Below are 18,426 nucleotides of genomic sequence, written 5' to 3'. Positions count from 1 at the left end.
GATCAACGCGCTCCCGCGCTAGAAGTGCTTGACGGGCTCGGGAGGCTGAGGGAGGTCCTGGGCGAGCAGGACCCCCAGCTCCTCCTCGGTGATGAGGTGGACGTCACACAGAATCCGAGCTGACTGGTGCCAGCACTTCTGCGCCTCGTCATGTCGTCCAAGATCGTGCAGGGTGTCGCCGAGCCCCCACAGAGAAACGGCCTCCACCGCGCGGTGACCGGCCTTGTGGTGGAGGTAGACCGCCCGCCGGTATCCGGCCTCGGCCTCAACGAGCCTGCCGGCGCGTCGGCAGGCATCGGCCAGCGTGTCGGTCGCCGCTCCCTCGTTGCAGGGATCGTCGAACTCCACCCAGATGTCCAGGCTGCTTCGGCCCGCGTCGATTGCGTCGTCCAGCCGGCCCATTCTGATCAGCACCCCGGCCCGGCCGTTGAGTATGGACGCCTGGTAGTCGCGCTGACCGCTCGCTCGAGCTGTCGCTATCGCCTCGTCCATGGTGGCAAGCGCGTCATCGAAGCGCCCCAGCTTGCCGTAGGTCGTGCCGAGATTGTGGAGGGTGCCCGCCTTGCGCAGGGGCAGACCTGCTCGATCCCAGCACACGAGGGCACGCTTGAACTGCTCGACCGCAGGCTCGAAGCGACCTTGATTCTTGTGGATGCAGCCCAACTGGTTGTGCCCGCGGGCTTGGCCCGCCCAGTCACCAGTGCGGACGGTCACCTGCAGGGCCTGGTCATGGATCTCGGCCAGATCAGCGAGCCAGCCTCTGTGGTTGAAGGGTCCGTTGAGACTGGCCGCGAGGCCTTCAACCGTGCCGGGATCGTCGGTGCGGGTGGTGGCCTGCCGGGCGACGGCGATGAGGTTGTCGCGCTCCAAGTCGATCCAGTCGATCGCCTTCCGCGGTGTGTCCAGGCGAAGGCCCGGCTGGTCGGCGTGAAGGTTTCTGACGATGACGGAGGTGGGGTTGAGCAGAAGGCTGGCCGTTCTGGCTGTGGCGAGGTAGTGGTGCAACGCTCGGCGGGTGGCGGCCACCCGGTCGTTCTCCTGGACGATGTCGTCGGCTTGTTCGTGGGCGTAGAGGCGGACGAGGTCGTGCATCCGGTAGCGGCCCGGCCCGGCCGATTCGAGCAGCCGGGCATCCAGGAGGCGGTCCAGCGCGGCCTCCACCGTGCGCTCGGGCCGGTCAGCGAGGGCTGCGGTGGCTGCTGGGGTGTGGGTGGGCGTGTCGAGGAGGCCGAGCAGGGCGAACAGGTGGACGGCGTCCTGGCCGGCGGGCTCCTCCTTGAGGTGGTGGAGGCTGACGGCGATGCCGGCGCGGACGGCCAGGTCGGCGTATTCCAGCGTGTCCAGGCGGCGGGTGGCGTCGGCGAGCCGGTCGGCGAGGTAGGACAGCGTCCAGTCGGGGCGGGCGGCCAGACGTGCCGCCGCGATGCGAAGGGCGAGGGGCAGGCCCCCGCAGAGCCGGATGATCTGCCCGGCGGCCTCCGGCTCGGCGTGGACCCGGCCGGGGCCGGCGATCCGGGCCAGCAGCGTGGTGGAGTCGGACGGATTGAGCCCGGGCAGGTTCAGGTGGCTCGCCCCGTCGAGCGAGGTGAGGACCTGCCGGCTGGTGATGACGACTGCGCACCCCGGCCCGGCGGGAATGAGTGGGCGGACCTGGCGGGTGTCGAGGGCGTTGTCGAGGATGATCAGCACGTTGCGCGCCGAGGTGAGGGATCGGTAGCGGGCCGCGGCCTCGTCGGCCGCGGCCGGCACGGCGGAGCCGTCCAGGCCGAGCGAGCGTAAAAGCCGGCCGAGCGCCTCGAGCGGCGACAGAGGCCGCAGGCCGTCGGTGGTGCCGTGCAGGTCGATGTGGAGAACGCCGTCGGTGTAGCGGTCGGCGACGGCGTGCGCCAGGTGTACGGCCAGCGCGGATTTGCCGATCCCGCCGGGACCGCCGATGGCGACGATCGCCGGCTTGCCGGCCCCCGGGCCGGTGAGCGCCTTGTCGAGCCAGGCGAGCTCGACATCGCGGGCGGTGAAGGCGGGGGTGTCGGCGGGCAGTTCGGCCGGGGCGACGGCGTCGGCGAGCGTGGCATCCTGTGCCGGAGCGGTCAGATCGAGGACGGGATCGCGAGCGAGGATCGCCTGATGGAGCCGGCGCAGCTCGGCACCCGGCTCGATGCCGAGCTCCTGGATCATGACGCGGCGAGTGTCCTGGTAGACCGCGAGCGCTTCCGATGACCGTCCAGCGCGATACAGCGCCAGCATCAGCTGCGCATGCGGCCTTTCCCGCAGCGGGTGCGCCTCGATGTGGACGGTCAGATCCGGTATCACCGCGTGGTGATCGCCCGCCGCCATCCGCAGATCCACGTGATCTTCCAGAGCGGTGAGACGTTCCTCCGCCAGGCGGGTGGCCTCGATCCGGGCCCACTCCGCCGACATGCCCGCCAGGGCCTCTCCCCGCCACAGGGCCAGAGCCTGCCGGAACGACCTGTCCGCGGTAACGATCTCTCCCATGGCCCGGCCGGCACGCGCTTCGCGCACCAGCCGCATGAACAGGTGAGCATCGACGTGGTCAGGTGGCACGTCCAGGCAGTATCCACCTGGCGCGGTCACGATGACCTGGTCGAGCGCCCGGGGCGCAAGGAACTCGCGAAGCTTCGACACCACGATGTGGAGCTGCTTCGGCGCCGTCGCCGCCCGGCTCTCTCCCCACACATCGGTGAGGAGCTGGTCAGTGGTGACCACCCGGCCGGCGCTCAATGCCAGCCGGGTCAGCAGGCCGATCCGCCGGCTGCCGGTCAGCGGTAGCACGTCGCCGCCCGCCGTCAGCTCCCACGGACCCAAGAGCTTGATCCGCAGTCCCATCGCACCACCCTCCGTAGGCAGGACCAGCGTTTCATCGGTCATGACCGTTGCCCGTTGGAGGGCCTCCTCCGCGATCTGCTGAGTGGCAAGTGATGAACATACCGGAACATACCGCGTGTTGACACGCTGTCGCCGTATCGGGACTCTTCGCTGCGCCGTACTCATCCTGGTCGCTTCCCTCCGGGTGCCAGGTGCGCGGGCCGCTTCGGCGGCCACGTGGGACGCGGCTTTCTCCGGTGTGTGGAGTGATGAGAAGTGGACGGTCCAGCCGCGGCTGGCTACTGCCGTACCGTGGGGCTTGCGTCGGTGCAGGCGGCCGTCCAGAGCGGTGACTACACCCTGGCCAAGGGAACGGCTGCTCGGCTACTTCCGCTCCCGCTCGTCGGTGACGGCGAGAGTGCCCTTGGGCCCCGGCTGGGCGGGTCCTGGAGCTGACCGCCGACCACATCTACCCTGGGCGATGGCGAGCTCTACGTCACCACGCTGCGCGTCGGGACCGCGGAGTCGACCGTGACAGCCGCCGTCACCGGCGCCGTCACCGCCGGCTTCTTCCTGATGAGCAGGATCAAGGAGCCTGCCACGGCGTACTTCAACAGCAGGAGCAAGGGATCGGGCCAGCCGACGCTGGCGGACGGTTCGGTGAAGTCGTTCACGGCCACGCACGACACCTACATCCAGGCGGGCAGCGTGGCCGGCACGGTATTCGGCGACGAGTACCTGATGCAGGTCAGGGACGAGGGGGCCGGCCCGGTCGCCGCCGGGACGAGCGAGAACGTCGAGGATGTCGGCAAGGCTGTTGCTTGGTTGGGTGATGATGATGTGGCTGTTCACGACGATTGCTTCACTCCGGCCAAGCGCACTTTCCGGGTGCCGTGCTCGATGAAGACCAGCACATACAGCCGTTTGAGAAGCACCGTCTCGACCACCAGGAAGGTTCGCCGCCTCCGTGGTCGCGCTTCTGTGCGCCGCCACGGTCTGCGAGCTCACCCGCATCCAGACGGCCCTGGCCCGCCGCACCATGGCTCACCTCTGAGTCCCGGTATGGCACGCCGGCCTGTCATACCGGGGACATACCCGTCATGAGCACAATGCCGATCGGAGGTGCACGATGTTCCAACTGTTGGGACGCTTGGCGGTGGTCGACGGCGGGGGCCGCGCGATCAACGTCCGGGCCGCGAAGCAGCAGGCGATTCTTGCCGTTCTCATGCTGCGTTCAGGCGGAGTGGTCAGCGTGGATCGGCTGATGACGGAGCTCTGGCCGGACGAGCCGCCGGCGACGGCCAGAGCGAGTCTGCAAACGTATGTTTACCGCCTGCGACGCACTCTGGCACCGCTGGCCGCCCACGGTGTCGGCCTGACCACCCTCGGGAACGGCTACACCTTGGTCGTCCCGGATCGAGCGGTGGACATCAGGGCGTTCGAGCAGCGCTTCACCCGGGGATCGGAGGCTCTGACTGCGGACCGTCCGGAGGTGGCAGCCGGGCTGCTGCGGGAGGCGCTGGACATGTGGCACGGTCCGCTGGCGCCGGAGATCGACGTCGAAACCGTCCGCTGCGAGCGCCGCCGCCTGGACGCGATGCACCTGACCGCATCCGAGCTCTGTGTGGAGGCCGAGCTGCGGCTCGGCCTCCACGCCGGGGTCATCCCGGAATTGGAGCGCCTCGTGGAGGCCCACCCTTTCCGTGAATCCCTGTGGGAGATGCTGCTGCGGGCTCTGGCCGGGCGCGGCCGCCGCGCCGAAGCGCTCGCCGCCTACCGGCGCATGCGAGACATCCTCAGTGCGGAGCTCGGCATCGAACCGGCCGACCACTTACGCCGGCAGCACCAGGAGATACTCCGAGGCGCGCCGCTCTAGCAACAGGTGTTGCAGACGATCACGTATTTTCCACAGCTTCCGTCACAGCAGTGCGCCCGAAGTTTCGTTCCGGCGATGCATTTGTAGATGTAGTAGCAGTCGACGGCGGCAGCGCTGTGCTGCGGGACGACCATCGCCAGAATCCGGTCGCTGAGCTTTTCTATCGCGTTTCTCATGGTCCTCGATCTCGCGTTCTACGGGGTGCTCCCTGGCCGGCGCCTGCCAGGGAGCACCCTTCACTTACCTAGGCGCACTGCTTTCTCCAGTAGACCGTGCAGTCGCTTTTCCAGCACTTGTAGTAAGCGCAACAGATGCTGCCGGTGCAGGTCGTGTGGTCGAGAGTGCAACGTGCGGTACAGGCGGCCTGCGCGTCGCCGGCCGGTACGACGAAAGCGATGATCCGGTCCGCCAAGGCGGTGATGGATTTCACCGGTCCCACCCTTCTCCGGCGAGTTATTCGCAAAGCGTGACCATGTAATAGGTGCAGTCCGATCGATAGCACTTCATCTTGTAGCACCCGGTGGCCGGGTCGTAGCTGACCTGCACGCACCTCACGGCGCACGCCGCGTCAGCCTTGACCGTGGGAATCAACCGGTCGATGAGCTTGTCCAGCATTCTGTTTTCACCTCCTTTCTTGCCTCGGGTTCACTGGGCGCGGTATCACCGGGGGCTACCTCGTGATATCCGCGGGCTTGTAGGCGGAAGAGGCGCGCGTAGGTGCCGTCCACCGCCATGAGTTCGTCGTGGCTTCCCCGCTCGGCGACGACCCCGTCCTTCAGGACGACGATCAGGTCGGCGTCCCGCACGGTGTTCAGCCGGTGGGAGATGAGCAGGCTGGTCTGGCCCGTGCGGTACTGGCGCATCCGGGCGTGCACGTCGGCCTCGGCTTCGGGATCGAGACCCGAGCTGGGCTCGTCGAGGATCATCAGATCCCGTCCGTCGCGGAAGAAGGCTCTGGACAGGGCCGTTCGCTGCCACTGGCCGCCGGAGAGCACGACGCCGGTCGAGGAGTCCTCGCGGTCCTCCTCGCTGGTGAACATTCGGGTGAGCAGCGTGTCGTAGCCCCGGGGAAGGGCCGCCAGCAGCTCGTCCACGCCGGCCTTTCGCGCGGCGGCGCGGATCCGGTTCAGGTCGTCACGGGCACCGACGTCTCCCACGCCGACGTTGTCGCGGGCGGAGAAGTCGTAGGCCATGTGGTCCTGGAAGACGCCGCTGATCCGCTCCCGCAGCGCCTCCGGCCGGACATCGCGCAGGTCGGCTCCGTCCCAGAGGATCGCTCCCCGGCTCGGGTCATAGAACCGGCAGAGCAGCTTGACAAGCGTGCTCTTGCCCGCGCCGTTGAGCCCGACCAGTGCCACGGCCGCGCCGTACGGGATGAACAGGTCGACGCCGCGCAAGATCCAGGGGTGGTCGTCGCTGTAACGGAACCAGACGTCGCGCAGCTCGATCCCCCGGCGCAGTGGCGGCAGCGGAGCGGGGGCGGTCGGCACGACGAGGTCGGGCTCGGCCCTGACCACTGCCACGTAGTGCCCGAAGAGCCGCAGGTTGTGATCGGTGATCGCGATGCCGTTGACCAGGGTGTCGAGCCCGCCCTGGACGGCGACGACGGCGACGGTGAACATCGACACGTCACCGACGGTGAGCGTGCCCGTCCGGGCCGCGGCTATGGCCCAGACGAGCCCGCCTCCGGTCACCACGGCGGACAGCAGGGCGAGCGCCCCCTCCGCCGACAGCTCCTTGCGGTCCATCCGCCGCTTGCCCGCCTGAGCCGTTGACAGCTCGGCCATGAGGCGGCCGCGCAGGAATCCGCCCAGGTTGAAGAGCCTGATCTCCTTGGCCGCCTCGATCGTGCTGAGCAGGGTGCTGTAGAAGAGCTGCCGTCGTTCCGCGGGGCCGATCTCCCACATCAAGGTCGTGCGCCGGCGGGACAGCTTCAGCTGCGCGATAAGTGCCGGCACGGCGGCGCACAGCACGATCAGCGTCATGGCAGGACTGAGCACCAGCACGGACCCGACGAAGCCGATCACAGTCACAGCGGAGCGGACCAGGCCGAACGCCTCCGTGACGATGCCATCTGCTCTGGACATTCCCTCCTGGGCAAGGCGCAGCCGGTCGAGGAAGCGCGGATCCTCGAAAGGCCGGAGCCCTGGAAATCGTGCCGTGGCCGCGAAGAGCCGGTCCGTCGTGGTGGCCGCAATGGCGCGGCCGATCTGGCTGCCGAGGTACCGCGAGGCGTGCGGCAGGGTCGCGGCGACGACGCCGGTACCGGCCAGCCCGGCGGCGAGGCCCAGCAGCTCCGACAGGGAGGCCGCCCCGGTGAGGCCGTCGATGACCAGCTTGGTCAGCCAGGCCACCGCGACCGGCGTCGTGGCCATGCCCAGCAGGGTGAACGCGTACTCGATCATGGGAACGGCAGCGCTGCTCCAACCGGTGGCCGCCGCCTCACGCACGGAGGCGGCCAGGCGCACCCCGTCAACGGCCATGCTGCGTCTCCAGCTTCTTGACGGTGACGGCATGGAGGTCGTCGGCGTGGAAGAAGCCGTGCTCGCGGGAGTCGAAGCTGGCCTCGGTGTTGTCACCGATCAGGACGAACCTGCCGGCCGGGACGACGTCGTCGGCGACGACTCTCCGTACCCGCTCCGGGACCGGATCGCCGGGAAGGGCGGCAACACGTTTGATCAGGAATTCGCTGCCGGCCGGGTGTGGGCTCGAGACGACGGCGATCTGCCCCTTGCGCAGCGCCGCCAGGTCCGTGCGCCGGGCCAGGAGCCGGTCTCCATGGGTCAGCGCCGGGGCCATGCTGTTGCCGCGGACGCGGATCACCAGGTACGTCGCGCGCAGCCGAACGGCCAGCAGGGCCAGACCCACGAGTCCGCACGCCGCGGTGAGGAACGCCCGCCTCACGACGCCTTGACCTCGGCGGGCATGGTGTGGCCGCTGCTGACGACCGTGTCCCGAGCGTCGATCGTGATGACCGTCGGGTACCCGTTGACCTTGAACGCCGTCTGAAGAGGGCCCTGGGGTGCCTCCGTGACGACACGTGCTACCTCCGCGAGCCGTTCGATGTCGGCTGCGGAGTCCTCGCCGGGGTCGGCGACGACCACGGCGAGCACGGCGTCCGACGTGCCGCGTGCCCGCTCCACGAAGAACGGGAGCAGGTCCTTGCAGGGCTGGCAGCCCCGGGAGAAGAATCCGACCATCGCGGGTCCGCTCAGGAGTTCGTCGGAGATCGGCTCGCCGCTCGTGCTCGTGGCGGCGAACTGCGGGACCCTCGCACCGGGGGAGAGGCCTTCCACCGGCATCGACGGCGGCAAGCTCTGGCTGCGCAGGCGGCGGATCACACCGACGGTCAGCAGCAAGTTCACCAGGCCCAGCAGACCGACCAGCACGACCGCGGCGACCAGGTACTGCATCACGCCCTCCCCATTCTGTCCATGAACAACTCGGTGACGTCGTCAAAATCGATGAGCACGGCCGTCCCGCCAGCCCCGCTGGCATTGCCACCGCCAGCGCCGCGACCGGCGGCTCGCTCGTGAAGGTCAGCGCCATCTCGCCGAGCGCCACCACGAGCAACAGCAGGGCGTTCCGCATCAGGTACACCGATCCGAGCGAGACCACGGACGGGCCGGAGCAGCGGTAGGACACTCACATGCCCCGCCGGGCGGTGACAGCGATCATCAGAGTGAATGCGCCGAGCATGATCCGGCTGAGGACCAGCCCTGGTTCCCGGGATCGCCATGAGCGCAGCCGTCGCCGCCTCACTTTTCGCGACCACGCCACCCACCGGAAGGCGCAGCCTTTCCGGCACCATCACCAGGATGGACGCGAACAGGCGGAGGTCCGCGCTGCTGCGCAGCTTGGTGAACGCGGCAACGGCGAACACTGCCCCGATCAGGACCGGGCACGTGACGAGCAGGGGATCCACGATCTGGATATTTCATGATCCCGCTCGCCCGGCCCTCGCGCGCCGCTAGCCCGACCGGAATCAGGCCTGTGGGACTCAATAGCGGGATTCGGCGTCTGACCTGCCGGTTCTTCTCCGTGGTTTCAGCTGGCGATCTCGTACGCGTTGATGAGACCGCCGACGACGGCTCTGCGGTGGCCTCGGCGGTTCGCCGGGTCGATAGGGGACGGCTGTCCGATGCTGCGGGGGGGTCCAGGTAGCGGGTGAGGGGCGCCCGGTGACCCAGTTCGCTGTCGGGTGAGTGGTGGTGCTGAGCACGCGGACGCGTCGGGTGGCGTTCTCGATGGCCGCCAGGATGTACTGGCTCGATGGTCGTCTCGAAGGACGGATTGGGATTGACCGGCTGCGCGGGGGGCGGCGCGGCCGTGGTGAACGTACAGCTCGACAGGGTCATGACGTTGCCTGCCGCGTCACTGGCGCTCGGATTCCGGACCGCCGTGGATGGACAGCAGGACCGGGGGAGGGCCGGGGTCGTCCGGGCGGTAGAGCAGAGCGTGGACGTCGCGTCCATCGCGCGTGCCGAAGCCGCCTCCTGGCCGTCTTGAGAGCTGCCCGCCCCCCGTCATGAAGTCCGCGCTGGACGTCACCTGGGATGACCCGGTCCAGTCGAACGCTCCCTGGACGGCCTGATAGCAGAAGCCTGGACGACGGCACGTACCGCCTCCCCGCAATGCGGGGGAACGACGGCTCCGCCGGAAGGGCATGCCTCCGATATACCGGGCCTCCCTAGCATTGCCTCTCCAGTCCGACAACCGCAAAGGGGACCTGAAATGCGCAAGATCTGGACCTTGGCCGGAATGGCGGCCACCGCCGCGATCATCGCCTCCACCGGGGCGGCCCCGGCTACGGCAGCCGCGGCCCCTACCGCGACCCCGGCCGCAGCCGCAGCGCTGGCCACTTCGTCGGATGCGCCGACGAAGGCCACCAGCGTCAAGACCAGGGTCTACAGCCATAGGACCGATCTCGGCACGCTGCAGATGCGCTATGGCAAGTACAAGAACAAGACCTGGATCTGGGCCCGTATCGAGAAGCCGACGAAGCTAGCCAACGACAAGTACGAGATCACGATCTCCGCCCAAAGCAACTATCTCCACAAGAACATCAGCGGCACCAGCTACACCAAGGCGTTCGAGGCCAAGGACGGCGTGAAGTACTACGTGTGCATAGCCAAGATCGGCGCTGCCACATGCACGGGCAACTCACTCTCGTGGGTCTATTGACGCGTTAGGCGGCCAACTGCCGGCCCAGGGCGGTGAGGTTGGTGCAGGGCCCAGTCGAGCTCGCGGCTACCGCCGTAAAGAGCGCCCGCTGATCCCCGACCTCACCGGAGCGACCCGGCCGCCGTCGGATGAGCCCAAGCCGCTCGACCTGTGGGAGGGGGTGAACAACGAGGTCAAGGTGTTCTTCGACGAAGCCCGGGCCAACCGGCCCGCCGCCCGCGAGCTCCTGGCAATGTTCACCCGCAGCTGCCGGTCCCTGGAGGAGTTCGAGCGGGAACGCCAGACCCTGATCAACGCCGGGATCAGCCCGGACTTCCTCCCCGACGCCCTATCGATCTCCTCCCGCCGCCAGGACGAGAGAGCGCTTCTGACCCCTGATCATCCTCACCCCGGTCCTTGAGGTGCAAGGCCGTGCTGCCGCCCGGTTCGTTCCCCGGAGTGGACGAGGTAGACGTTTACTCCTTTTGGGAGCAGTACGCGACGAGCCGATAAACATACCCGCGCCATACCGTCGCCTCCTATGGTCGATCCCGCGCACGAGAGGTCAGCGGGAAGGCGGGCAACGTCTTAACGCACGTTACGGAAAATCGCCTTCCCTGTTCATTTTCCATTCAGTCGGAATCCTCCTGGAGGAATCTCATGCCTCGATCCGCTTTATTACGCGGATTCATCGCCACGCTGTTCGCCGCCGCGCTCGGGATCGTCGGGCTGGCGAGCCCCGCGCTGGCCGTACCAGACTTCCAGCTTCCCTTCCTGTGTGGTCAGAAGTGGCAGCTGAACAGCTGGGGGCACGCGCCCGCTCTCGACATGGTGAAGGAGCCCGACCAGCAGGGGACCGAAGGCGCCACCCTGCTCGCAGCCGCCAGCGGGACCGTGGACAGGTCCTTCTGGCACGACAACGGCGGCAACGTCGTGCAGATCGATCACGGCGGCGGCTACTTCACCACCTACATCCACCTGCAGTCCCGTGCCGTCTCAGCCGGGGACAAGGTGGAGCGGGGAACAGTGATCGGCAAGGTCGGCAAGACCGGGGCATTGTCTAACGACCACCCCCACCTGCACTTCGAGCTCGCCTACGACTCCAACGGCGACGGCCACGCCTCGTGGGGCGACCCCGACTCCGAGCGGATCAAGCCGATCTTCAACGGCGTCACCTATGGCCAGGCCAACGGCATGGAGTGGAACAACGTCGAAAGCCACAACTGCGGCACGGTGTCCCCCAAGGGCACGGCCTCGGTGTACGGTGTCCTGTCCGACGGGCGGTTGACGTACACGGCGATCGATGCGGCGACCGGGAAGCGGACGGCGGGTGCCGAGCTGTCGGCGGTATCGCTGGGGTTCAAGGCCAAGGCGCTGGCGACGTTGAATTACAACACGTTGCTGGTGACCGAGGATGGTAGGGATGGTCGCCTGTATCGGGTGGATGTCATCTCGGTAAGGGATGGGGTCACGTTCTCGCCGCCGGTGTTGCTGGGGACTGGTTGGACCCATGATCTGCTGGCGTATGACGGGTCGAATTACCTGTTCGGTATCGCTGATGGTGCGTTGCGTCGGTACAAGCTGACGGCTGACAAGCCGGTGCTGGCCGATATCACGGGTAACACGCTGATCGGGACCGGGTTCGCGCTGAAGACGCTGACCGCGACGGGTCCGAGCTGGATTCTGGGTACGACGTCGGCGGGTGCGTTGATCTCGTACAAGATCAATGGTGCGGAGTCGTGGCAGCGATACCAGCTGCGTGACACGACCTGGCAGGTGTTCGACCAGCTGCTGTCGCCGGGTGGCGGTGTCTACTACGGCCACAGGAACGCCGAGGGGTCGGTGCACCGCTACTTCGACGAGAATCCGCTCGACGGCAAGGGCGACGATCTGTACGGGCAGGGCGTGGTGGACACCGAGGGTTGGACGCAGGTCCTGCTGTCGGCCTACCCCGACTCCGTCACCTGAGAGGGGGCGTGAAGGTCCCGGTACCTGCCGGGGCCTTCACGCATGCCCGCCCCTATGCTTCGGGCGCGATCGCGGTGGCGATCTCCTCGTCCGGATCGATGACCACGTTCTGGTCTTCGTCGTAGACGAACCCGACCGGCAGCGGCAGCCGCAGCTCGCCGCGGGCGGCCGCGGCGCGTTTGGCCTCGTTCATCCGGCTGGTCAGCCAATGCAGCTCGGCCTCGCCCATCTGGCCTTTCAACCCCAGCAGCAACCGGTCGTTGATGTCGGACAGGCCATAGACCCCGTCTGTGTCGATCACCAGGGTGTCGGTGAAGCGTGCCAGCTCCAGCAGGCGGGCCACGTCCGCGTTGGAGCGGGGCCAGCCGGGAGACCTCCAGCCCGAACACCGCCCCGACCTCGCCCAGGTAGATGCGGGCGACCAGCTGTTTGAACCCGTCCCGGCGGGCGGCGCTGCGTCCCGACAGCCCCAGATCGCAGTCGATCACCTCGATATCGCACCCGTCCTAGCCCATCCGCGCCGCCAGATCTGCCAGATCGTACTGGCGCCGGGTCGACTCGGTGTGCTCGCGAATCTGCACCAGCGTCGATTGGCAGACATACACGATCGCGACGCGTTCCAGGCGCGAACGCGTCACCTTCGACTCGCCCCGGATCATCGGTGCTCGCTCCGTCGCCCTGTCCGCTCGGCTGGTCGTCGCCGCCGGGCGTCGCCTCGCCAATCCGGCGCGCCGGCACCGTCTGCGGGCCGCCGGCCAGGGCGGATTCCAGCATGTTCGCCAGCACCGCGATCACCTCATACGACGTTGGGGGTGCTCACCGTAGATCCCCTCAGTGGGGACGCCTTCTCATCCGGGTTGAAGGAAGAAGCCGTCCGCATGGTGGTGGAGAACGCGGGGGTGGTCGCGTCGGTGAGGTGCGAGTTCGGGCCCCGGTCAGCAGACTGGCCTTGGGCATCGGAGAGGCGAAGTTCGAAGCCGGTGTCTCGGTCAGCGGCTGTGGGCAGTGCCGCTGCTGGTCATCGCGCTCCAGAGCCGGGGCCGTACGTGGCGGAGCGGGGACTGTTCAGGGCTAGCGCAGATCCCGAATCCGTGGACCATCGAACCGGCAGTCACAAGCTGGCCACCGGGCAGAACACGTGGCGAGCCCGTTCCGGTGAGAACCGCACGGCGGGTGCGAGACGGCGGCTCGGGGAAACGGACCGGCGGCAACACCGACACCGCGCCCTGGGCCGACCGCACAAGCGCACAACCAGCCCATGCCGCCAACCGCGCTACCGGCGTGCTAGCGCCGGGCTAAGGGGCCGGAAGAGCATCTGGGGTCATGGTTCACGTGCTGGTGGCGAGTCAAGTCCTGCTCACCACGGTCTTCGTTGTCTCCGCGTACTCGAAACTGCGCAGTCGTGCCGCACTACAGTCTTTCGCCGCCACCCTGCGATTGCTGCCCGGCCCGGCCCGGTTCCCGGCTGCCATGGCAACGGTGGCCGTGGAAGTTGTCACTGCCGCCACCTTGATCGTGCTTCCACATGCGGGGCTGGCCGTCGGCGGGATGCTGTTGATCGCGTTCTCCACGTGGATCGCTATTTCTCTTCGCTGGGGGCAGCGCGAGCCATGCCAGTGCTTCGGCGCGTCCGTGACCCCGCTTGGCCCGGTGCATCTGGTCCGCAACGGGCTTCTGCTGCTCGTTGCCGCGCTGGGTTCAGTGGCGCTGATGTTTCCCGGCGGCCCGGTAACCATGGTCGGCCTCGCCCTGGCAGTGCCGGTTGGGTTGGTCGGCGCCATCCTCTTGATCGTCTTCGACGATATCGCCGATTTGTTCATGGAAGTCGCGGGGAGTGCGTGATGCCGTATCTGATCGTTGCCGTCGTCCTGGTCGGCGTGCTGTGCCTGCTGAATCTCCTGTTGACGGTCGGAGTGATCCGCCGGCTGCGGAAGCAGGCGGCGTCAGCGGCATCCTTGCCACCCATGGAGGAAGGGCTCGCCATCGGAGAGAAGATCCCGGAGTTCGCCGCCACCACCACCAGCGGCGAGCCGATCTCCGATGAGCTGATCGAAGGGGCCGCCCTGATCGGGTTCTTCTCCCCGTCCTGCCAGCCCTGCAGGGAACTGATGCCGCGCTTCATCGACCATGCCCGCCGAACCCCGGGTGCCGTGCTCGCCGTCGTCGTCACCGACAGCGACAAGGAGGCCATCGCTGACGTCGAACGCCTCGCTGAGGTGGCACGTGTCGTGGTCGAGGCACCTCATGCCGCCATTCAGAGCGCCTTCCGGGTCACCGGATATCCGACCGTCTTCGAAATCGGTGCGGACGGCAGGGTCACCGACAACGATCCCGTGTTGCCCGCCACGGTCAGCGCATGATCGGAACGGCGAAGGCCGCCGCGGGGGTCGCCCTGCGCGCGGCCCCGGGATTGATGGTGGTCTATGTCCTGGTAATGATCGTTGAGGCCATCGCGCCGATCGCGGTGGCGTGGCTGACCAAACTGGTGGTCGACTCCCTGGCAAGACAGGGATCGGCGGCCGAGCTGAGCACCCTCGCGGTGGGGTTGGCCGCCGCGGGCATCCTGGTAACGGTGCTGCCTCAGCTCATGCAGTACCTCAACAGCGAAATGGGCAGGTTGTTCACCGCTCAGACCACCACACAGCTGTTCTCCGCGACGCTGCGGTTCGCCGGGTTGCGACGGTTCGAGGACCCCAACTTCCACGACCAGTTGCGGTTGGCGAAGAACAGCCTGTCAACGGGACAGGAAGTCGTCACCGGATCCCTGGGGGTTGTGAGCGCGGTCATCACGCTGGCCGGAATGGTCGGCTCCCTTCTGACGGTCAGTCCGGTTCTCACGGGGATCGTCCTGGCAACCGGGGTTCCCGCACTGTTGGCGCAGTTGCGGCTGTCGCATCGTCGCGCCGCGATGATATGGGACATCGGCCCGGCGGAGCGACGCCAGATGTTCTACGGCGATCTGCTTACCACGATTGCGGCGGCAAAGGAGATCCGGCTATTCAACAGCGGCCGTTTCCTGCGAGGCCGCATGATGACCGAGTTGCGCACGTCCAACGCCGCACGCCGCCGGATGGACATCAAGGAACTGTCCGTTGAGGGCCTGCTGACGCTGCTGGGCGCCGTGGTCGCGGGCGGCGGGCTGATCTGGGCCGTCATCTCCGCCGGCTCCGGCGCGTTGAGCATTGGCGACGTGTCCCTGCTGATCGCCGCCATCGGCGCGGTTCAGGCCGCCCTCAACGGGCTGATCATCGGTATCGCCGCTCTCCACCAGGATCTGCTCATGTTCGGCCATTACGTGGCCGTGACCTCGGCCGAACCCGACCTCCCCATTCCCGCCGAGCCCGCGCCACTGCCCCGGCTGAGGCACGGCATCCAACTGACCGACGTGTGGTTCCGCTACAGCGAGGATCACCCTTGGATCCTGCGCGGCCTGAACCTGTTCATCCCGGCCGCCGCGTCGGTCGCCATCGTCGGTCTGAACGGGGCCGGCAAGTCCACCCTCGTCAAGCTCCTGTGCCGGTTCTACGACCCGCAGCACGGAAGCATCACGTGGGATGGCGTCGACATCCGTGACGTGCACCCTGATGATCTGCGGCACCGCATCAGCGGAGTGTTCCAGGACCATATGGCCTACGACATGTCCGCAGCCGACAACGTCTCCATCGGCTTCGTCCCCGCCCGTGAGGACGAAACCCGAATCCGTGGGGCCGCTCACGAGGCCGGGATCGACGACAAGCTCTCCTCACTTCCTCGCGGGTACGACACCCTGCTCACGCGGACCTTCTTCAGCGAGGATGACAAGGACGCCCCCGACACGGGTGTCATGCTCAGCGGCGGGCAATGGCAGCGCACGGCCCTGGCCCGCGCGATGTTCCGCGGCCACCGCGACCTCGTGATCCTCGACGAGCCCTCCGCCGGGCTGGACCCTGAGGCCGAGGCCGACGTGCACACTCGAACCCGGCGCCGCCGCCACGGCGCCACCAGCCTGCTCATCTCTCACCGGCTCAACACCGTGCGCGACGCCGACCTCATCATCGTTCTGGAGGACGGCGCCATCCGGGAAGCCGGAAAGCACGACGCCCTCATGGCCGTCCGCGGCCCCTACGCACGCCTCTTCAATCTCCAGGCGACCGGGTACCGCGGCCCGGAAGAGGCGGTGGCCCTGTGAGGTGGGTGCTCTTCGTCGTGAGCTGCGCATCGGCCTTGTTGATCGTACGGCTGCGCGCGACGTATTCCGTGATCCGGGTCGATGGCGACAGCATGGCTCCCACATTGACTGACGGCGATCGGCTACTTGTCCGGCGCGTGGCCGCGTCGGCGCTCCGATGCGGCCAGATCGTGGTGGTCCGCGCTCCTCAATTCGTCGGCGGGACCTTCCTCATCAAGCGGATCGCCGGATTGCCGGGCGATCCTGTTCCGCTCTCGGTGGCCCCGGTGGTGGCCGAAGGTCGTATCCCCGTCGGCAATGTCGTCCTGCTCAGCGACAACAGCGAGGGCAGCTTCGACTCGCGAGACCACGGTTACTTTTCTCTCGCTGACGTTCACGCCATCACTCGCCGAAGGCTTTCCCTCGGATCTGCAGGCCTGTCAGTAAAGGAGACGGCATAGAGCAACTGACCAAGTTCTGAGACCGTGAACGAAGAAATGGATGAAAAGCGTGAAGATCATAACCGGGCTCGCGGATCGCGCCCTGGCCTGGGTCCTTCCCGAAGACTCTGCCGGCGCCCTCGTCAAGTGCTACAACAGACCCATTGACGGCTATTGGTGGGGGCGGTGCTATTACAACCCCGCGTGCGGCAGCAGGTCAATGAAGGACAAGTACGCGTGCAACTGGGGGCCAGGAAGCACCTTCGGGGTTCGGACTACTCTCGAGCGCAGGTGTTGCTAGCCGCGTAGTGACCACTGCGGGGCCGGACAGTTGCCGTAACGGGAAATGTCCGGCCCCCTCGTGTGCGTTCAGACCTGAGACGGCCTGCTGCCGAGGGTGGAGCGGACGCTCGGCGGCGAGCATCCTGACACCTTGCTCACCCGGGCAAGCCTCGCCCGCTGGACGGCGGAGGCGGGGACGCTGCCACGCGCACGTACCCAGCTCACCGCCCTGGCTCCTGTGGCAGAGCGCGTGCTTGGCCCTCAGCACCCGTGGCCCCTGCGCCGCGACATGATGACCGGTCCGCCTCCGTGGTCGCGCTCCTGTGCGCCGCCACGGTTTGCGAGCTCGCCCGCATCCAGACGGCCCCGGCCCGCCGGTGCTCTCTGGAGTATGGGATCCATTCCGTGAAGCCCCGATGCGATGATCATTAGGGTTGTCGGCCGTGCTCGGTGCGTGCTCGTACGCCCCGTCACGCATCGTCAGGACCCGGCACTGCCGGACACGCAAAATTCACGCTGGCCCGGCCAATCGCGCGGTGTTGAAGACCGGTGACGCGAGCGGCATTCAGCGTTTGTCATTGACCGCAGATGGCACAGTCGCGTTGGTCGGTACTGATGACGGCGGGGTGGAGGTGTGGAGTCTGGCCACACTCGCCAACCCGGAGCGACTGACAAGACTTGCTCACCCCTCATCGATCAGCGATGTGGCGGTGAGCTCCGACGGGCGTACGGCGGCGGTGGTGAGCAGGGGAGAAGGCTACCTGTGGGACTTGACCGATGCCTCCCACCCCTCTCTTTACACCCGTCTGCCAGGCGTGCGAGGCATTGCCCTCAGCGGTGATGGGCGGCGGGCCATGACAGCCGGCGTGAGCGATGGCGGCACTCAAAGCCCGGTACGCCTTTGGGACTTGGCCGACCGACGCCGTCCGAGGGCGCTGGGCTCGTTGACTACCGATGCCAATAGAGTGGCGATCACTCCAGACGGGCGTACCGCTCTTGCCGGCACCCCGCACGGAGTGACGACGCTCTGGGACTTGCGGAACCCGTCACGTCCTGCCCTGCGCGCCACGCTAAAGGGCCCGGCCAAGGCCGTGGAGGATGTGGTGCTGAGCGCCGATGGAGATACCGCGATGCTCGCCACTCCACGCTGGGGTGCCTTCTCCTGGAACGTGCGCGGCATATCGGGAGATCCCTTGCGTGATCTATGTGGCTCCGGTGACCAACGTGCGGATGTAGCACTCAGTCGGGAACGTTGGGCCGCCATCTCCGGCGGCCAGAAATGGCCCAGCTACTTCGGTGGTCTCGCGAAGTTCGATCCCTGCGACTGAACCGTGTGCCGCTCGAATATTGAGTTACGTCTCCTGAGCTGCGGCTGAGCGGCGTGGAACTGCGGGAGAGCCAGGGCCGGTGGCGATGTTGTTCGAACGGTGTGCGGATCGTGCCGTCGGCGCCTTGACAGCCCTTGTTCGCGAAGGTCTTGACGCCGGCACTGGTCAGGGCGTCGATCAGGCCGACCGTCGCGGCGGTGCGGTGAGCGGTGGTGCCCAAAACGCGGACGCGTGTGCCGGCGTGCTCGATGGCGGCCAGGATGTGCTGACGCTGCATCGGCATTGTGGAGATGCTGCGCACCGGGTCCGTCAGTCCCGGATCGATGAGGGCTCGTCCGTCGGTTCGGCCCGCTGGTGCGTTCCGTGCGGACCCATCGCTCGGCGAACGCGTTCGCACAT

19 protein-coding genes and 1 pseudogene are annotated in these 18,426 nt (G+C 67.4%); 12 read left to right on the top strand and 8 right to left on the bottom strand.

From position 1 onward, the window contains the following. Positions 1 to 18: 18 nt before the first annotated feature. Positions 19 to 2,844 carry an AfsR/SARP family transcriptional regulator gene (locus ABD830_RS18235; protein WP_344988552.1) on the bottom strand — a complete coding sequence of 942 codons (2,826 nt, stop codon included), beginning with the start codon at positions 2,842 to 2,844 and terminating at the stop codon, positions 19 to 21. Between the two features lie 510 nt (positions 2,845 to 3,354). Here ABD830_RS18235 and ABD830_RS18230 point away from each other — a divergent pair. Together ABD830_RS18230 and ABD830_RS18225 are read left to right on the top strand one after the other, a co-directional pair. After that, positions 3,355 to 3,927, top strand: coding sequence for a hypothetical protein (locus ABD830_RS18230; protein WP_344988550.1), 573 nt, complete (start codon positions 3,355 to 3,357; stop codon positions 3,925 to 3,927). A 25-nt stretch (positions 3,928 to 3,952) separates the two neighbouring features. Then, positions 3,953 to 4,699, top strand: a complete 747-nt coding sequence (locus tag ABD830_RS18225; protein WP_344988548.1) for an AfsR/SARP family transcriptional regulator — start codon at positions 3,953 to 3,955, stop codon at positions 4,697 to 4,699. A gap of 244 nt (positions 4,700 to 4,943) precedes the next feature. Here the strand turns inward: ABD830_RS18225 and ABD830_RS18220 are convergent, their stop codons facing one another. The 4 genes from ABD830_RS18220 to ABD830_RS18205 all read right to left on the bottom strand — a co-directional run bounded on the left by ABD830_RS18220 (position 4,944) and on the right by ABD830_RS18205 (position 8,112). Next, the gene (locus ABD830_RS18220; RefSeq protein WP_344988546.1) at positions 4,944 to 5,129 is read right to left on the bottom strand and encodes a hypothetical protein; all 186 of its coding nucleotides are present in this window, start codon (positions 5,127 to 5,129) and stop codon (positions 4,944 to 4,946) included. Positions 5,130 to 5,286: 157 nt separating this feature from the next. Continuing rightward, the gene (locus tag ABD830_RS18215; RefSeq protein WP_344988544.1) at positions 5,287 to 7,182 is read right to left on the bottom strand and encodes an ABC transporter ATP-binding protein; all 1,896 of its coding nucleotides are present in this window, start codon (positions 7,180 to 7,182) and stop codon (positions 5,287 to 5,289) included. Next, complete coding sequence (locus ABD830_RS18210; protein ID WP_344988542.1) at positions 7,172 to 7,603, bottom strand: S26 family signal peptidase; 432 nt, start codon at positions 7,601 to 7,603, stop codon at positions 7,172 to 7,174. Before ABD830_RS18210 ends, ABD830_RS18215 begins: the two co-directional genes overlap by 11 nt. Continuing rightward, positions 7,600 to 8,112, bottom strand: coding sequence for a TlpA family protein disulfide reductase (locus ABD830_RS18205; RefSeq protein WP_344988540.1), 513 nt, complete (start codon positions 8,110 to 8,112; stop codon positions 7,600 to 7,602). Before ABD830_RS18205 ends, ABD830_RS18210 begins: the two co-directional genes overlap by 4 nt. 236 nt (positions 8,113 to 8,348) lie before the next feature. On the opposite strand from ABD830_RS18205, the gene ABD830_RS18200 reads away from it, so the two are divergent. From ABD830_RS18200 to ABD830_RS18180, 5 genes are all read left to right on the top strand, one after another. After that, positions 8,349 to 8,642: a hypothetical protein gene (locus ABD830_RS18200; RefSeq protein ID WP_344988538.1), complete on the top strand. Its 294-nt coding sequence runs from the start codon at positions 8,349 to 8,351 to the stop codon at positions 8,640 to 8,642. A 329-nt stretch (positions 8,643 to 8,971) separates the two neighbouring features. Then, the gene (locus tag ABD830_RS18195) at positions 8,972 to 9,208 is read left to right on the top strand and encodes a hypothetical protein (RefSeq protein ID WP_344988536.1); all 237 of its coding nucleotides are present in this window, start codon (positions 8,972 to 8,974) and stop codon (positions 9,206 to 9,208) included. A gap of 225 nt (positions 9,209 to 9,433) precedes the next feature. Continuing rightward, positions 9,434 to 9,883, top strand: coding sequence for a hypothetical protein (locus ABD830_RS18190; RefSeq protein ID WP_344988535.1), 450 nt, complete (start codon positions 9,434 to 9,436; stop codon positions 9,881 to 9,883). A gap of 160 nt (positions 9,884 to 10,043) precedes the next feature. Continuing rightward, positions 10,044 to 10,283, top strand: a complete 240-nt coding sequence (locus tag ABD830_RS18185) for a hypothetical protein (RefSeq protein ID WP_344988533.1) — start codon at positions 10,044 to 10,046, stop codon at positions 10,281 to 10,283. A 239-nt stretch (positions 10,284 to 10,522) separates the two neighbouring features. Next, positions 10,523 to 11,830, top strand: a complete 1,308-nt coding sequence (locus tag ABD830_RS18180; protein WP_344988531.1) for a M23 family metallopeptidase — start codon at positions 10,523 to 10,525, stop codon at positions 11,828 to 11,830. A 52-nt stretch (positions 11,831 to 11,882) separates the two neighbouring features. Here the strand turns inward: ABD830_RS18180 and ABD830_RS18175 are convergent, their stop codons facing one another. Then, positions 11,883 to 12,173 carry a serine integrase family protein gene (locus ABD830_RS18175; RefSeq protein ID WP_344988529.1) on the bottom strand — a complete coding sequence of 97 codons (291 nt, stop codon included), beginning with the start codon at positions 12,171 to 12,173 and terminating at the stop codon, positions 11,883 to 11,885. A gap of 163 nt (positions 12,174 to 12,336) precedes the next feature. After that, positions 12,337 to 12,489: a hypothetical protein gene (locus ABD830_RS18170; protein ID WP_344988527.1), complete on the bottom strand. Its 153-nt coding sequence runs from the start codon at positions 12,487 to 12,489 to the stop codon at positions 12,337 to 12,339. A gap of 664 nt (positions 12,490 to 13,153) precedes the next feature. Here ABD830_RS18170 and ABD830_RS18165 point away from each other — a divergent pair. The 5 genes from ABD830_RS18165 (at position 13,154) to ABD830_RS18145 (ending at position 18,027) form a co-directional block, all read left to right on the top strand. Further along, complete coding sequence (locus ABD830_RS18165; protein WP_344988525.1) at positions 13,154 to 13,672, top strand: MauE/DoxX family redox-associated membrane protein; 519 nt, start codon at positions 13,154 to 13,156, stop codon at positions 13,670 to 13,672. Further along, positions 13,672 to 14,190 carry a TlpA family protein disulfide reductase gene (locus tag ABD830_RS18160; RefSeq protein WP_344988523.1) on the top strand — a complete coding sequence of 173 codons (519 nt, stop codon included), beginning with the start codon at positions 13,672 to 13,674 and terminating at the stop codon, positions 14,188 to 14,190. Before ABD830_RS18165 ends, ABD830_RS18160 begins: the two co-directional genes overlap by 1 nt. Beyond that, the gene (locus ABD830_RS18155; protein WP_344988521.1) at positions 14,187 to 15,998 is read left to right on the top strand and encodes an ABC transporter ATP-binding protein; all 1,812 of its coding nucleotides are present in this window, start codon (positions 14,187 to 14,189) and stop codon (positions 15,996 to 15,998) included. Before ABD830_RS18160 ends, ABD830_RS18155 begins: the two co-directional genes overlap by 4 nt. 5 nt (positions 15,999 to 16,003) lie before the next feature. Then, positions 16,004 to 16,438, top strand: a complete 435-nt coding sequence (gene lepB / locus ABD830_RS18150) for a signal peptidase I (RefSeq protein WP_344988519.1) — start codon at positions 16,004 to 16,006, stop codon at positions 16,436 to 16,438. A 797-nt stretch (positions 16,439 to 17,235) separates the two neighbouring features. Further along, on the top strand, positions 17,236 to 18,027 hold the full coding sequence (locus ABD830_RS18145) for a WD40 repeat domain-containing protein (protein ID WP_344988730.1): 792 nt from the start codon (positions 17,236 to 17,238) through the stop codon (positions 18,025 to 18,027). A gap of 37 nt (positions 18,028 to 18,064) precedes the next feature. Here ABD830_RS18145 and ABD830_RS18140 read toward each other — a convergent pair. After that, positions 18,065 to 18,223 (bottom strand): annotated as a pseudogene (locus tag ABD830_RS18140) (IS5/IS1182 family transposase); the annotation flags it as partial. Positions 18,224 to 18,426 lie beyond the last annotated feature (203 nt).

Origin of the sequence: Nonomuraea helvata (genome assembly GCF_039535785.1) — a bacterium.
GTDB lineage: Bacteria > Actinomycetota > Actinomycetes > Streptosporangiales > Streptosporangiaceae > Nonomuraea > Nonomuraea helvata.
The sequence above is the reverse complement of the archived record's forward strand: the minus strand, read 5'-3'. Positions and strand labels throughout refer to the sequence as shown.